This is a genomic window from Enterovibrio paralichthyis, assembly GCF_019209835.1.
In the GTDB taxonomy this organism is placed as follows: domain Bacteria; phylum Pseudomonadota; class Gammaproteobacteria; order Enterobacterales; family Vibrionaceae; genus Enterovibrio; species Enterovibrio paralichthyis.
Window position 1 is genome coordinate 177,079 of record NZ_JAHUTS010000005.1, and the last position, 15,790, is coordinate 192,868.

Annotated in this window: 14 protein-coding genes; 7 read left to right on the top strand and 7 right to left on the bottom strand. The window is 51.4% G+C overall.

All coding sequences use genetic code 11. The annotated features are described in order from the left end of the window. Window positions 1-2 precede the first annotated feature (2 nt). The 6 genes from pilB (at window position 3) to yacG (ending at window position 5,480) form a co-directional block, all read left to right on the top strand. Entirely contained in the window at window positions 3-1,697 is a 1,695-nt protein-coding gene (gene pilB / locus KU854_RS08430) for a type IV-A pilus assembly ATPase PilB (protein ID WP_218358008.1), read from the top strand. Window positions 1,698-1,708: 11 nt separating this feature from the next. Then, entirely contained in the window at window positions 1,709-2,938 is a 1,230-nt protein-coding gene (locus KU854_RS08435) for a type II secretion system F family protein (RefSeq protein WP_218358009.1), read from the top strand. A gap of 104 nt (window positions 2,939-3,042) precedes the next feature. Beyond that, window positions 3,043-3,912, top strand: coding sequence for a prepilin peptidase (locus tag KU854_RS08440; RefSeq protein WP_218358010.1), 870 nt, complete (start codon window positions 3,043-3,045; stop codon window positions 3,910-3,912). Beyond that, complete coding sequence (gene coaE, locus KU854_RS08445; RefSeq protein WP_218358011.1) at window positions 3,913-4,536, top strand: dephospho-CoA kinase; 624 nt, start codon at window positions 3,913-3,915, stop codon at window positions 4,534-4,536. Beyond that, window positions 4,526-5,266: a cell division protein ZapD gene (gene zapD / locus KU854_RS08450; protein ID WP_218358012.1), complete on the top strand. Its 741-nt coding sequence runs from the start codon at window positions 4,526-4,528 to the stop codon at window positions 5,264-5,266. Before coaE ends, zapD begins: the two co-directional genes overlap by 11 nt. Before the next feature lie 16 nt (window positions 5,267-5,282). After that, window positions 5,283-5,480, top strand: a complete 198-nt coding sequence (yacG, locus tag KU854_RS08455; protein ID WP_054779414.1) for a DNA gyrase inhibitor YacG — start codon at window positions 5,283-5,285, stop codon at window positions 5,478-5,480. 169 nt (window positions 5,481-5,649) lie between these two features. On the opposite strand, the gene mutT is transcribed toward yacG, so the two are convergent. Further along, window positions 5,650-6,054, bottom strand: a complete 405-nt coding sequence (mutT, locus tag KU854_RS08460; RefSeq protein ID WP_218358013.1) for an 8-oxo-dGTP diphosphatase MutT — start codon at window positions 6,052-6,054, stop codon at window positions 5,650-5,652. A 63-nt stretch (window positions 6,055-6,117) separates the two neighbouring features. Beyond that, complete coding sequence (gene secA / locus KU854_RS08465; protein WP_218358014.1) at window positions 6,118-8,838, bottom strand: preprotein translocase subunit SecA; 2,721 nt, start codon at window positions 8,836-8,838, stop codon at window positions 6,118-6,120. A gap of 441 nt (window positions 8,839-9,279) precedes the next feature. Here secA and KU854_RS08470 point away from each other — a divergent pair, with 441 nt between their 5' ends. Further along, entirely contained in the window at window positions 9,280-9,738 is a 459-nt protein-coding gene (locus KU854_RS08470; RefSeq protein ID WP_218358015.1) for a DUF721 domain-containing protein, read from the top strand. Between the two features lie 83 nt (window positions 9,739-9,821). Here KU854_RS08470 and lpxC read toward each other — a convergent pair whose 3' ends face one another. The 5 genes from lpxC to murC form a co-directional block, all read right to left on the bottom strand. Further along, window positions 9,822-10,739: a UDP-3-O-acyl-N-acetylglucosamine deacetylase gene (gene lpxC / locus KU854_RS08475; RefSeq protein ID WP_054779411.1), complete on the bottom strand. Its 918-nt coding sequence runs from the start codon at window positions 10,737-10,739 to the stop codon at window positions 9,822-9,824. A gap of 118 nt (window positions 10,740-10,857) precedes the next feature. Beyond that, window positions 10,858-12,036, bottom strand: coding sequence for a cell division protein FtsZ (gene ftsZ / locus KU854_RS08480; protein ID WP_218358016.1), 1,179 nt, complete (start codon window positions 12,034-12,036; stop codon window positions 10,858-10,860). A 33-nt stretch (window positions 12,037-12,069) separates the two neighbouring features. Further along, window positions 12,070-13,326 (bottom strand): cell division protein FtsA, encoded by a 1,257-nt coding sequence (gene ftsA / locus KU854_RS08485; protein ID WP_054779442.1) that lies wholly within the window; start codon window positions 13,324-13,326, stop codon window positions 12,070-12,072. 11 nt (window positions 13,327-13,337) lie between these two features. After that, window positions 13,338-14,108, bottom strand: a complete 771-nt coding sequence (locus tag KU854_RS08490; RefSeq protein ID WP_218358018.1) for a cell division protein FtsQ/DivIB — start codon at window positions 14,106-14,108, stop codon at window positions 13,338-13,340. Window positions 14,109-14,317: 209 nt separating this feature from the next. After that, window positions 14,318-15,781: a UDP-N-acetylmuramate--L-alanine ligase gene (murC, locus tag KU854_RS08495; protein WP_218358019.1), complete on the bottom strand. Its 1,464-nt coding sequence runs from the start codon at window positions 15,779-15,781 to the stop codon at window positions 14,318-14,320. Window positions 15,782-15,790 lie beyond the last annotated feature (9 nt).

Sequence of the window (15,790 nt, forward strand, 5' to 3'; positions counted from 1 at the left end):
CAATGCAGACAAATCTTGCTGCAGCTTTGTGCCAGGCTAAATTTATTTCTCCGGCGCAAGAGCAAGAGGTCGTTCTAAAAACTAAAGCCGACGGGATTAATGTCCCTTCGGCTTTGCTTGCCCTGAATATATTTACCAGCGCTGATCTGGCAAAAATCATTGCCGAACTGTTCGGTGAGCCGTTAAGACATATCAAGCAATACCCCTGGGAAAAAACTAACGCCTTTATTAATCAACAGGATTTGGTGCTTTCGTCCCAGACGCTTCCCCTTGAGCTTCGCAATAACCAGTTGTTTCTCGGTATCAGCGATCCCACCCGCATCGACATTCAGGATGATTTCCAGTTCGCTACCGGGTATTCGATTGTGCCGGTATTGCTGGAAGTGGACCAAATTGAGGGGGCGATACGCCGCCTATACGGGAAAAACGTCACTGAAAACATACGCACTGTTAATGTTACAGATTCAGAGCTGGAAGCACTTGGCAACACCAACGAAGAAATCTTAGCCAGCGATGAGCTTTTTTCAGACGATGCACCAGTCAGCCGCTATATCCAGCAGGTGCTGTTAGAAGCCGTTCGCAAGCAGGCGTCAGATATTCATTTCGAACCGTTTGAGCAGAGCTATCAAATCCGATTTCGTCTAGACGGCATCCTGCAAACCCACAGCACGCCACCGGCGGGTATTTCACGCCGCTTGTCTACTCGGCTGAAAATCATTTCCAAGCTCAATATTGCCGAACGCCGTTTGCCGCAGGATGGTCGGATTAAGCTAAACCTTTCCGAAAACAAAGCCATCGATATGCGGGTGTCTACCCTGCCTACCTTGTGGGGCGAAAAGGTGGTGCTGCGGATATTGGATGGTGGCAGCGTTGCGCTGGATATCGACGCCCTGGGCTATAACGAAAAACAGAAAAAAGACTACCTCGAAGCCCTTGATAGACCCCAAGGGATGATTTTAATGACAGGCCCAACAGGGAGCGGTAAAACCGTTTCACTGTATACTGGCCTGAAATACCTCAATACTGCCGAGCGCAATATTTCCACCGCTGAAGATCCGGTGGAGATCAACCTGCCCGGCATTAATCAGGTCAACATCAACAACGATATCGGACTCGATTTTGCCAAAGCGCTACGGGCTTTTTTACGTCAGGATCCGGATGTAGTCATGGTAGGTGAGATCCGGGATTTGGAAACCGCTGAAATCGGAATCAAAGCCGCCCAGACTGGCCACCTCGTGCTGTCTACCCTGCACACTAATTCGGCGGCAGAAAGCATCACCCGTCTGGCAAACATGGGGGTCGCCCCCTACAACCTGGCTGCATCACTGCGCTTGATTATCGCCCAACGTCTGGCGCGCCGTCTTTGCCCGCACTGCAAAGTGCCACATCCAAGCGATGACCCGCACCTTGCGGCGCTGACCACCCACTACCCTTCGCTGAAAACCGACCAGGTTTTTAAATCTTCGTCTGAGGGGTGTGACCATTGTAATCACGGTTATCTGGGGCGCGTGGGTATCTACGAAGTGATGCCCATCGACCGTGAACTTGCAGAAGCAATTGGCAACGGCGCGGCAGCAATGCGCCTTGAAACCCTTGCCATGGGCAGTGGCATGTTAACCCTTCAACTTTCCGGTATTGAAAAACTGAACGAAGGCATCACCAGCCTCGCTGAATTACAGCGTGTGATCAGTCTGTAAAAGGAAATTTTATGGCTGCTAAAACCAATAAGAACAAGCTCTCTTCCTATCAGTGGCGTGGCACCACAGTAAAAGGCAAAAAAGTAAAAGGCCATACACTGGCGTATTCAGAGCAGGAAGCACGCCAGACACTGAATGAGCAGAAAATACGCCTCGAAAAGATAAAAAAACGCTCGCCCTCTTCCTGGGTTAAGCGCCGCAATGCAGCGACAGAAAAAGACATTACCCTGTTTACGCGCCAGATGGCCACCATGCTGGAAGCTGGCGTGCCCCTGGGGGAAACGCTCCAGCTGCTCAAATCCAGCGCCAAGAAAGCAGAAATGAAATGGATTGCCTCGCAGATATACAGCCATATCGAAGCGGGCTCTTCTCTGGCACAGGCGATGAAAGCAAGTTCCCATATGTTTGATCAGTTCTACTGTGATTTGGTGGCAACCGGCGAACAAACCGGTCGCCTTGAGCAAATCTTCGCCCGTATCTGTGTGTACCGTGAAAAAAGCGAAGCGACTCGCTCCAAAGTGATCAAAGCGATGATCTACCCGACTATTGTCTGCACCGTTGCTCTTGCAGTCACAATAGGTATGCTGATTTTTGTCATCCCCACATTTAAGGATGTTTTCAGCTCCTTTGGCGCTGAACTGCCCTGGTTTACCCAGAAAGTGCTGAACGTGTCTGATGCAGTGCAGCACTACGGCCTTTACATGCTGTTGGCCGTTTTCCTTGGCATTTTGATTTTCAAAGCGAGCATTGATAAAAGCTACAGCTTTCGCCGTAAGGTCAGTCACTACTCACTTCATATTCCTGTGGTCGGTGATGTATTGACCAAAGCCACGATTGCCCGCTTTACACGCACACTGGCGACTACCTTCAACGCCGGTATTCCCCTGTTAAGCGGCCTCTCTGCAGCAGGCAAAACGGCCAACAATACCCACTACAAAGCGGTCATTGAGGAGGTACACAAACAAACCGCCGGTGGCCGTCCGCTTCATCATTCCATCCGGGAAACCGGACAGTTCCCCGACATGATGATCCAGATGGTGATGATCGGCGAAGAGTCCGGTGCGTTGGATGACATGCTGAACAAAGTCGCAGGGATATATGAAGCAGACGTAGACAACACCGTCGATAACCTTGGCAAGATTTTAGAGCCCATGATTATCGTCGTGCTGGGCTTGTTGATTGGCTCTTTGGTTGTCGCTATGTACCTGCCGATGTTTAACCTGATGAGTGTAATGGGATAGTTCTTCGCCTTAAAAGGAATGTGCGCCGCTAACTGCTTCATTGTGCATGGAGCACAGCGGCGCAACTCGTTATTATACCTGCAACGAAATTACAGGATTTTCACATGGAATGGCTTTTTGACTCTCCGGGTCTCTACCTTTTTCTGGCATCACTGTTTGGTTTGATTGTGGGCAGCTTTCTCAACGTCGTGATCTACCGCTACCCAAAAATGATGGAATACCAATGGCGGGTGGAATGCCATGAATGTTTCCCGGACGAAATAGCAGCGCCGGAAAAACGTGAGCGATTCAACTTGAGCCTACCGGCGTCCCACTGCCCATCATGCCTGGAGCCCGTAAAGGCTTACGACAATATTCCCGTTGTCAGTTGGCTGCTGCTTCGCGGTAAATGCCGTAACTGTGAAACCAAAATCAGTGCCCGTTACCCGATCATTGAACTGCTGACAGCATTCATGGCTGGCAGTGTCGCGTATGTGCTTTCCGGCTACTGGTCGCTGGCAGTTATTGGTGCGACCTTTGTGTTGATCGCCCTTTGCTTTATCGACCTAGATACCATGCTGCTGCCGGATCAGATGACACTGCCACTGATGTGGGCAGGTATATTACTGGCCCTGGTTGGCATCTCCCCCCTTACACTCGAGCAGTCTGTCATTGGTGCCATGGTGGGATACCTGTCGCTGTGGAGCGTATTCCAGGTATTTAAAGTCATCACTGGCAAAGAAGGCATGGGCTATGGCGACTTCAAACTGCTCGCCGCGCTGGGCGCCTGGCTGGGCTGGCAACCCATACCGCTTCTTGTCCTTCTGGCTTCTTTTGCCGGCGCACTTGGCGGCATCATCATGATGCGGGTTAACAACTCAGGAAAAGACACACCGTTCTCATTTGGACCTTATCTTGCGATGGCAGGCTGGATCTGTTTGCTCTGGGGCAATAAGATCATTGACTGGTATCTGACGTCCTATCTGGGGTTCTAAATGACGTTTGTTGTAGGCATCACCGGGGGTATCGGTAGCGGTAAAACCACGGTAGCCAACCTGTTTGCGGAAAAAGGCATCGACATTGTTGATGCGGATATTATCGCCCGAGAAGTGGTCGCGCCCGGCTCTGAAGGCCTTAGAGCTATCATTGCCAAGTTTGGCAACGAAGTACTTTCTGCTGATGGCACACTCAACCGCGCAGTTTTGCGGGAAAGAATCTTCTCTAATCCGGATGACAAGCTTTGGCTGAACAGCCTGCTGCACCCTATGATCCGTGAACAGATGATTGCCCAAACCCAACAGACAACCTCAACATACTGCCTGCTGGTTATTCCTCTGCTGGTCGAAAACAAGCTTAACGCACTTTGCCAGCGCGTTTTGGTTGTCGATGTCAGAGAAGAAACCCAGATAGCGCGCACCACCCGGCGTGATGACGTGTCTGAGCAGCAGGTCAGGAACATTCTTGCCTCTCAGGCAACCCGCGCCCAAAGACTTTCAGTGGCTGATGATGTTATCCTCAACGAAGGTGACAGCGCAGCACTGAACAAAGACGTTGAGTTGCTGCACCGCCGTTATTTGGCCATGGCAACCCAATCGATCGAGAGTGACAATGAACAGTGAGACGCTATACGAACACCCGTTGAATGAGCAGGTTCGCGTCTACCTGCGTCTGGAGTTTTTGCTTGATCAGCTGACCCATTCAATGTCGTTCAACGATGATGTGCAGTGGCGGAACTTTTTCCGCAACCTGTTTGAACTGGTAGAAATCCTTGAACAGGTTCAGGTGAAAGGTGATCTGGTCAAAGATCTGGAAAAGCAGCGCACCAAACTTTCAGCATGGCTGGATGTGCCTCAGGTAGATACCCAGCAGCTCAATGCATTGCTACTCGAAAGCAGACAGTTGCAACAAAGACTGCTGCAAGCGCCAAGGCTGGGTCAGTCATTGCGTGAAGATAAATTCCTGTCTTCTATCCGCCAGCGCTTTTCCATTCCGGGAGGCACTTGCAGTTTTGACTTGCCAGCCCTTCACTTTTGGCTGAACTTGCCGCTGGCGCACCGACAGTCCAATGCAGAACAATGGCGAAAGCCCCTGGCAGCGCTCGATGATGCGCTCAGCTTTTGGCTCCGCTTAACCCGTGGCAGTGCGGTGATGCAGCAATGCGATGTCGTTAACGGCTTTTACCAACAAGACGTGGAAAGTGCCAACCTGCTTCGTTTGAAGGTTTCACCGGAGTACAACGTCTTTCCTTTGGTGTCGGGACATAAATCCCGTATTGCCATTCGCTTTATGCCATTTGATGAAAATCAGCCAGTACCTGAAAATATGTCACTGTCTCTGGCGGTTTGTTAGTTTTTGAGAGGTTTCAGTGAGTCAAGATAATCCAACCATCGTAAATTGCCCACAGTGCGGAATGCCGGTTGTTTGGGGAGAGGTAAGCCCATACCGTCCATTTTGCAGCAAAAAATGCCAGCTGATCGATCTGGGCGAATGGGCAGATGAAGAGAAGCGCATTGCCGGCGCACCGGATATGTCAGACAGCGACGGCTGGTCGGAAGACCAATAAGACGAGAGACGAGAGACGAGTTTTAGCCATTCACCACGCAATGCCACTCCTTGTCTCTTATCTTCTTCCCACTTTTTTCTCTTATCTTCTGTCTGCTATTTCTCTTATCTTCTATCTGCTCTTATCTTCTATCTGCTTTTATCTCTAATCTCTACTCAAGATTCCGCTGTTACAGCAATACTTCTCTGATTTTCGCTAACACCGGGTCGTTTGCTTCAGGGAAGGTGTAGTTCCCTAGCTCACAAATAGGTACCCAATTCCCCGGTTGCCCCTCTTTGCCAAACGGCTCACCGTTAAAGCTTTTCACCAGATAAAAATCGAACGACAGCGCTTTTTCCGGATACTCGTGGGACAAGGAAATGAAATGTTCCAGTTCTGTCGCTTCAATACCGACTTCCTCGTGAAGCTCTCGGATCGTCGCTTCTAGCGCTGACTCACCCAGCTCTACCTTGCCACCGGCAAATTCCCAGAAGCCGCCTTTGTGTGATTTGGCCAGACGCTGGGTGATAAAAATCTCGCTACCGTCTTGATTCAAAATGATCCCGGCAGCGATATGAATGTGTTTTTTGTTCATCGCGTTTGATTCTCTTATGCATAAAAAAGGCCGCTAAGCGGCCTTTTTCCGGAGTGCCGGTGATCAGTCGATCTTACCGTGGCACTGCTTGAATTTCTTGCCAGAACCACAAGGGCAAGGCTCGTTACGGCCAACTTTACGGCCGTCACGCACGACAGTTTCAGAAGCGTGTTCATGACCATCGCCCAGCTGGTTCTCTGCTTCAGCATGGTTCATCTGCTGACGACGCGCAGCTTCTTCAGCCAACGCGCGACGCTGCTCTTCCATGCGGTCTACTTCTTCCGGCTGCTGAACACGCACCTTGCTCAGGGTCATGATCACGTCCGACTTCAGCGCTTCCAGCATATCCTCAAACAGTTCAAACGATTCGCGCTTGTATTCCTGTTTCGGGTTCTTTTGTGCGTAGCCACGCAGGTGAATACCCTGACGCAGGTGGTCCATCGCTGCCAGGTGCTCTTTCCACAAGGTATCCAGCGTTTGCAGCATGACCGCTTTTTCGAAGTTGCGCAGGGTGTCAGCACCCACAGCCGCTTCTTTCGACTTATACACATCAATGATGTGGTTCAGGATGCGTTCACGCAGTTGCTCTTCATACAGCTTGTCGTCAGCTTCCAGCCATTCACGCAATGGCAGGTCTGCATCGAAATCCGCTTTCAGGCGGTTTTCCAGGCCTTCCACATCCCACATTTCTTCCAGAGATTGTGGCGGAATATACTGATCAATCACCGCAGCAACCACATCGTCACGGTTTTGTTCAATCATGTCGCTGATATCACTGCTGTCCATCAGCTCGTCACGCAGCTCGTACACCACTTTACGCTGGTCGTTGGCAACATCATCGAATTCCAGCAGTTGTTTACGGATATCGAAGTTGCGGCCTTCTACTTTGCGCTGTGCGTTTTCAATCGCCTTATTGACCCATGGGTGTTCGATAGCTTCGCCTTCTTCCATACCCAGTTTCTTCATCATGTTAGACACGCGCTCTGACGCAAAAATACGCATCAGTGAGTCTTCCATAGACAGGTAGAAACGGCTTGAACCCGGGTCACCCTGACGGCCTGAACGGCCACGCAGCTGGTTGTCGATACGACGTGATTCGTGACGCTCAGTACCGATGATGTGCAGACCACCTGCCGCTTTCACCGCTTCGTGGCGCTCACGCCACTTCGCTTTGATCTCTGCGATTTGATCGTCAGTTGGGTTTTCCAGCTTGGCAATCTCTTCCTGCCAGCTGCCGCCCAACACGATGTCAGTACCACGACCCGCCATGTTAGTCGCGATGGTCACTGCGCCCGGCGCACCAGCCTGAGCAACGATATCTGCTTCATGGGCGTGGAATTTGGCGTTTAGTACCGAGTGTTTCACACCGGCTTTTTTCAGCGCATTGGAAAGCAGCTCAGACTTCTCGATAGAAACGGTACCCACCAGTGATGGCTGGCCTTTCTCGCTGCGCGATTTGATGTCTTCAATGATGGCATTGAATTTTTCGCGCTCGGTCATGTAAACCTGATCCGCCATATCATCACGGACCATGGGTTTGTTGGTTGGGATAACCACGGTTTCCAAGCCATAGATTGACTGGAATTCGAATGCTTCGGTATCTGCCGTACCTGTCATGCCTGACAGGCGATCATACAAACGGAAGTAGTTCTGGAAGGTGATCGATGCCAGTGTCTGGTTCTCGTTCTGGATCTTCACGCCTTCTTTGGCTTCCACTGCCTGGTGCAGACCTTCAGACCAACGGCGCCCCGGCATGGTACGGCCGGTGTGCTCATCAACGATGATCACTTCACCGTCTTTCACGATGTAATCGACGTCTTTTTCAAACAGTACATGGGCACGAAGCGCTGCGTTGATATGGTGAAGCAGCGTGATGTTCGTTGGAGAGTACAGGGTATCGTGCTCTTCCATCAGGCCATTTTTCTTCAGCAACTCTTCCACAAACTCCTGTCCGGTTTCGGTCAGGTGAGCTTGCTTGGACTTCTCGTCAACGGTGAAGTGACCGTCACCGCGGTACTCTTCGCTGTCTTCTTTATCCTGACGTACCAGTTGTGGGATCAACGCATTAATGCGGGTGTACATGTCCGAGCTGTCTTCCGCTGGACCTGAAATGATCAGAGGCGTACGGGCTTCATCGATAAGGATGGAGTCCACCTCATCCACCACAGCGAAGTAGCGCTCACGCTGGACACGGTCTTCCGGGCGGAATGCCATGTTGTCGCGCAGGTAGTCGAAACCGAATTCGTTGTTGGTTCCGTAAAGGATATCCGCCTGATAAGCGGCTTTTTTGTCCTGAGGATTCATGTTTGGCACGTTCACGCCAACGGTCATGTCCAGGAATTCAAAAAGAGGACGGTTGGTTTCGGCGTCACGCTTGGCCAGGTAGTCGTTCACCGTTACTACGTGAACGCCCTTACGGGTCAACGCATGCAGGTAAGCTGGCAAGGTAGCGGTCAGGGTTTTACCTTCACCGGTACGCATCTCTGCGATTTGGCCGTTGTTCAGTACCATACCGCCGATCAGCTGCACGTCGAAATGACGCATGCCATAAACACGTTTTGAAGCTTCACGCACGGTTGCAAACGCTTCAGGAAGAATAGTGTCGAGCGATTCACCCTGCTCGATACGCGCACGGTATTCAGCCGTTTTGGCTTTCAGCTCTTCATCGCTCAGCGCTTCAAACTTTGGCTCGAGGCTGTTGATCTCATTTACGATTTTGCGCAGGCGACGCAGAGTGCGGTCATTGCGGCTTCCGATCACTTTGGTAATTAATTTCGATAACATGGCTTTGCCGTTTCTCTCATATTTTTCGCTTTAGCGTCTTGGCCAAAGCCTGGATACTGCGCAGCAGAGAGGTATCAGCAAATTCCCTCTGCCAAAAATTCTTTCGGAAGAATTAGCGATTTGATGTGTTGCTTTGATCTTGTGCCTGAAGCGAATAATTTCAAGGCCAGAGAATCAGTTATTCACACGACTGTGCGCTATGGCTGATTATGATAAGGCATAACCCTCACGCATCCCACCGCTAATCAAGCCTGAGCAGGCATGGTAACCAAAAAATTAGAACCCGTTCATTGACTGAGGCCATTTTAGTGCATTTTCTGCCCAGCTTTAGTGCATATCCAGCGTCTGTTTTCCTCGCCACAAAGCGAATTTTAGGGTGTCCGTGGTGATTGTGCGGAGGAATTGGTACTCTTACACAGAGTATTCAAGGGCAAAAATCATATGCGCGATCATCGACCTCAAGCCGCTTTGGATTTACTGGAAAACAGCCTTTCCGGTCAAATCCGCCAACGTGCAATGGCGCTCTCCCAGCTAAACCAACAAGTTCAGGCGCTGCTGCCACCGCAATCTGCCGCACAGTGCCGGGTTGCCAATTACCGCGATGGCATTTTGATCCTAGAGTGTGGGTCATCTTCTTGGGCGACTAGGCTTAATTACGATCGCCAGACGCTCCTCAGTGCGCTAAGACGCGGCCCGCTGCCTTCGCTGATGACAATTGAAATCAAGGTCAACCCTGCCCTTGCCAAAGCACAAGCCGAAGAGAAGGAAGAAGTCGCCCCAAAACCTGCGCGCCATTTAAGCTCGACCGCCGCACAGTATTTGGAAGCCATTGCGCAAGGTGCTCCAGACAGTGTGAAGAAGCGCTTGGAAGCCATAGCGGCCTTGGCAAAGGACAACTGAGACTTTGTTTCTCCTTTCACTCTTTGCCGAATTTCAGGCACAAAAAAACCGGAGCATGCTCCGGTTTTTCATTTGTTTGTGTATCAGGCCAATACCATACCTGGCTGGGCAAAAGTGACCGGCAGGGTTTGTTCGTTTTCGAACGTTGCCCATTCCCATGCTTCCTGATCTGCCAGAACCGCACGCAGCAGTTGGTTGTTCAGTGCATGGCCGGATTTATACGCACGCATTTCACCAATGATATTGTGACCGCACATGTACAGGTCACCGATAGCATCAAGCACTTTGTGCTTAACCAATTCGTTGTCGAAACGCAGGCCTTCTTCGTTCAGGATGCGATAGTCATCCAAAACGATGGCACAGTCGAAGCTACCACCCAGACACAGGTTACGTGACTGAAGGTATTCGATATCACGCATGAAACCAAAAGTACGTGCGCGGCTGATATCTTTGATAAACGACTGTGAAGAGAAATCCAACACCAGATTCTGGTGCTCTGACTCAATTGCCGGGTGATTGAAGTCAATGGCAAAGTCTAGGCGGAAGCCGTCATACGGCAACAGCTCTGCCCATTTGTCGCCATCTTCGATGCGAACAGGTTTCTTAATGCGCACAAAGCGTTTTGGTGCATTAAGGGTTTCAATCCCCGCAGATTGCAGCAGATAAATGAACGGGCTTGCGCTGCCGTCCATAATTGGAATTTCCGGTGCGTCGACTTCGATAATGACGTTATCAATACCCATACCCGCCAGCGCCGCATTAAGGTGCTCGACAGTAGAGATACGTACGCCTTCATCGTTGACCAGTGCAGTACACAGCATGGTGTCACGTACAGACGCCGGATCCGCCGGAAAGTCTACCGGTGGATTCAGGTCAGTACGGCGATAAATCACGCCAGTGTTAGCTGCAGCCGGGCGCAGGATCAGCGTGACTTTACGCCCAGAGTGCAAACCCACCCCGGTCGTTTGAACAATAGTTTTTAATGTTCTTTGTCTAATCATCTGCCATTCCCAACTGAATCAATGTTTTTGCGCCCCAAATCACCCATTACGGTGTCACAATAGGGCAAAACGCGCAGCATGATATCACGCCGCTGTACACAAACCAAGCACTGGAAAATTAATCTGCCTGCTTACGCAAGAACGCAGGAATATCCAGATAGTCTTGATCTTGCTTAGGCTTAGGGGCAACGTTTGAAGTCTGTGGTTGTACAGGTGCTTCTGCAGGACGTGTGCCCGTGACAGCCGTTGCCGCTTTAGTAGCTTCTTGCAAAGGTTGTGCCTTGTTTTCCACCGGTGCTGGTTTTTGCGAACCAGGAACCAAAGTGATATCTGGCTTACGCTCATTACCGATACCTGTAGCAACAACGGTAACACGCAGCTCGTCACTCATCTCTGGATCCATCGACGAACCAATAACGACAGTCGCGTTATCTGAGGCAAACGCTTTTACAGTGTTACCCACAGTCTCGAATTCATCCAGTCGCATATCAAAGCCAGCTGTAATATTTACGAGAACACCGCGCGCTCCCGCCAGATCGATGTCTTCCAACAGCGGGCTAGAAATTGCCATTTCAGCCGCTTCTTCAGCACGATCTTCACCGGTTGCGACACCACTACCCATCATAGCGTGACCCATTTCCGACATCACGGTACGCACGTCCGCAAAGTCGACGTTAATCAGGCCTGGGCGAGTGATCAGCTCAGCAATACCCTGTACCGCATTACGCAGCACATCGTTCGCTTTTGCGAAAGCGTCCAGCAGCGTAATACCGCGACCAAGCACTTTCAGCAGTTTCTCGTTCGGGATTGTGATTAGCGAGTCGACGTGCTTAGAAAGCTCCTCGATACCCTGCTCCGCAAACGCCATACGCTTTTTACCTTCAAAGCTGAATGGTTTAGTGACAACAGCAACGGTAAGAATACCCAGCTCTTTTGCCACTTCAGCGATAACCGGTGCTGCACCAGTACCTGTACCACCGCCCATACCCGCTGCGATAAATACCATATCGGCACCTTCGAGCTCAGCTTTAATGGCTTCGCGATCTTCCATCGCAGATTCACGGCCAACTTGTGGGTTTGCACCCGCTCCCAGACCTTTAGTGATATCACCGCCAATCTGAATAACAGTGCTTACCGCTGTTTTACGCAATGCCTGCGCGTCAGTGTTGATGGTGATGAATTCCACACCTTCAATTGACTCGCGTACCATGTGTTCAACTGCGTTACCACCGCCGCCACCAACACCAACGACTTTGATTACCGCGTCATTGGACATTTCCATAGTCGGTTCAAACATGTGTTCTCTCCGTATTTCCTGTTCGCATCAGGTTTAAAATTCTTTCTTAAGCCAGCCACTAAGCTTACTGAACATGCCTGATACAGTTCGTTTAGGCTCTGGCTCGCTCGATTCGTTCAATAGATTTTCTTTGCCATAATGCAAAAGTCCGACCGCTGTCGCATGGTAGGGCGCATTGACATAGTCAGTAAGCCCGGTGACACCATACGGAAGACCAATGCGGACCTGATTCTGGAATACGCGCTCAGCACACTCCACCAGGCCTTGCATCTGCGCAGCGCCACCGGTCAGGACAATCCCCGCCGCCAGCTGGTGTTTCACACCCTGCGCCCGCAGTCGCTCCTGCACACGTTCCAGTTCGTTTTGGACTAATCCCAGTAGCTCACTGCAACGTGGCTCAATGACTTCAGCCAATGTTTGACGCTGAAGGCTGCGCGAGGGGCGCCCACCTACGCTGGGAACATTGACCTTGGCATCTTTATTTACCAGTTCGCTTAACGCACACCCGTGCTTCACTTTGATTTTCTCGGCGTCGCTCAATGGGGTACCGAAGGCATAAGCGATATCACTGGTGATGACATTGCCCGCGTATGGAATGACTGCTGCGTGACGCAAAGCGCCACCTGTCCACACGGCAATGTCCATGGTGCCGCCGCCGATATCGACGACGCAAACACCCAACTCTCTCTCATCTGGCGTGATCACCGCATGGCTTGACGCCAAACCAGAGAAAATTAACTGATCCACCTTAAGTCCACAGCGTTCAACGGCTTTTTCGATGTTGCGCGCCGTGTCGTTGTGGCAGGTGATGAGGTGTACGCTGGCTTCCATACGCACACCGGACAACCCGACCGGGTTTTTAATCCCTTCCTGGTAGTCGATTTTGTATTCTTGCGGAATAACGTGCAGCACACGTTGTTCATCGCTGATTTTTACCGATTTCGCAGTATGGATAACCATATCGACGTCGTCTTGGGTGACTTCTTCGTCGGAGATAGGTCCCATACCACGCTCAGTCTGGCAGTGGATGTGCTTACCTGACAGGGAAAGGTATACCGCATTGATCTTGCAGTCAGACATCAGTTCTGCGCCATCAACGGCACGTTGTACTGATTTCACCACTGACTCAAGGTCGTTTACGCCACCTTTATCCATGCCTTGTGACGGGGTCGAGCCCACGCCCAGCACATTGATCGCGCCGTCTGGCAAAAGTTCACTGATCAGTACCGAGACTTTTGACGTTCCGATATCCAAGCCAACAATCAGTGGTCTGTCAGTTGTTTGTTTCATTCCAACCACTCTCAGTTCTCTTCCTCACCGTCTTCCGGGGCTTTCCAACCCACGGCAGCACCGGTGTCATAGCGCAAATCTACGTATTGCATCGCCCGACCTGTTGCTTTGATTTCGTCAAACAGATCCACAAAGCGTCTCAGACGCTCATCCCGCGATTCCCGGCCCAACTCGATACGGATACCGTCCCGGGTGACCACGCGCCAGGATCGACGCTCATTCAACGCCAGTGCGGCGATTTGTAATTCTGTGGGTGCCAGTATCCGTCGCATATCCCGCCACGCATCCAGCACTTCTTTTTCACTGCCTTCCGGGCCATGAAGCGATACCAGTCCCAGATTGCTGACTTCTTCCGGGCTGGCGTGAAATACCACCCCTTCGGTATCCAGTAGCAAAGATCCATTCCAGACTGCCTGTGGCTGGTATTCAGTCACATTCACCTTAATAGTGTCTGGCCACTGCTTACGGACTGCCACATTAGCAACCCAAGGCAGCGCTGAAATTGCTCCATGGATGTTATCCACATCCTGCAGCATGAAACTCTGTAAGCCGCCCAGCTTGAGCACGGAGTCCCGGACTTCTGTGGCGGTAAGATGCGTCAGCTCACCCTGTACAATAATTTGGGAAAGCGGCAACTGCCTTTCATCGCCCATCCAGGACAAAACACGAAGCAGCGACCACACCAACGCCAGAATGACAAATACCAAAAACACCAGCCCCCCCCAATGCGCTTTTGGCATTGAAGTCTGAGCCGGTATCTCGTCGACAGTCACGTTTGTCATAGCGAGCCATTGCCTCTTTAAATCTTCAGGCAACCTGCAGCCTTGCAATATGCAAAGCCGACCGATTATAACGGCCAGTTTGACAGGTCACCAACCCTTCTTGGCACTGAAGTGATGAAGCTGAGATCAAATACATGCAAAACCACCAAAATACGGTCAAAAGTTAGACATCGCCCACCTCTGACCCTTGGATTTACTTGTATCTGCGCTTATTTCTCCGCTTTCAGTGCCGCTTTATCCAGTTTCAACTCGGCCAGTTTTCTAGCCACTTTTCCGATATCCCCCGCGCCCTGGGTCAGCACCAGGTCACCCGGCTGGATCACGGCAGCCAGCGCAGCTGGCAATGCTTTAATATCCGGCACGAAGATCGGATCGATTTTTCCGCGGCCACGAATGGTACGGCAAAGGCTTCGGCCATCCGCACCGGCAATTGGCGCTTCACCGGCGGAGTAGACATCCAGCATCAACAGCACGTCCACCTGCTCCAACACGTTGGCAAAATCGTCATACAAATCACGGGTACGACTGTAGCGGTGCGGCTGGAAAATCATCACCAGACGGTTATCCGGCCAACCTGCACGTGCAGCCTGAATGGTCACGTCCACTTCACTTGGGTGATGACCGTAATCATCCACCAGCAGGGCATGACCCTCTTCAACCGGGAACAGACCCAGTTGGTCAAAGCGACGGCCCGTACCTTCAAAGCTTGCCAGTGCACGCAAAATCGCGTCATCTTCAACGCCATCTTCCGTTGCCGCGGCCACGGCTGCAGCCGCATTCAAAGCGTTGTGACGGCCTGGAATATTCAGCTCAATGTTCAAAACCGGCATGCCGTTGCGCAAAATGGTGAAAATGCCTTTCTGGCCTTCCTGACGGTAATCTTGCAGGCGTACATCCGCATCTTCTGAAAAACCGTAGGTGATGACTTGACGGCCAATGCGCGGGATCAATTCGCGGACAACCGGATCATCAATACACATCACTGCCTGACCATAAAAAGGCAACTGGTGCAGGAAATCGACAAACGTCTGCTTCAGGTTGTCGAAGTTACCGCCATAGGTGTCCATGTGGTCAGCTTCGATATTGGTAACAATCGCCACCATTGGCTGCAGGTGCAGGAAGGAGGCATCGCTTTCGTCAGCTTCCGCGATAAGGTAGCGGCTGCAGCCCAGACGCGCATTGGTTCCGGCGCTTTTCACCAGACCACCATTCACGAATGTTGGATCCAGTCCCGCTTCCTGATAGATCAGCGTCGTCAACGCGGTTGTGGTGGTTTTGCCATGGGTACCGGCAACTGCGATACCGTGACGGTAGCGCATCAGCTCCGCCAGCATTTCAGCGCGGCGAACCACTGGGATGCGGGCTTTTTTCGCCGCGACCAGCTCAGGATTGTCCTGTTTGATTGCCGTAGAGACCACCACCACACTCGCGCCTTCCACGTTACTTTCAGCGTGGCCGAAAAACACTTTCGCACCTTTGCTTTCAAGGCGCTCAGTCACCGGGTTCTCGGACAAGTCCGAGCCGCTGATTTCATAACCTTCGTTGATCAGCACTTCCGCAATACCGCACATACCGGCACCGCCGATACCGACAAAGTGAATGCGTTTAACACGGCGCATTTCAGGCACCATGGTTCGGATTTTTTCTAACTGATGACTGTCAAACTTACCCATCACTTCGTT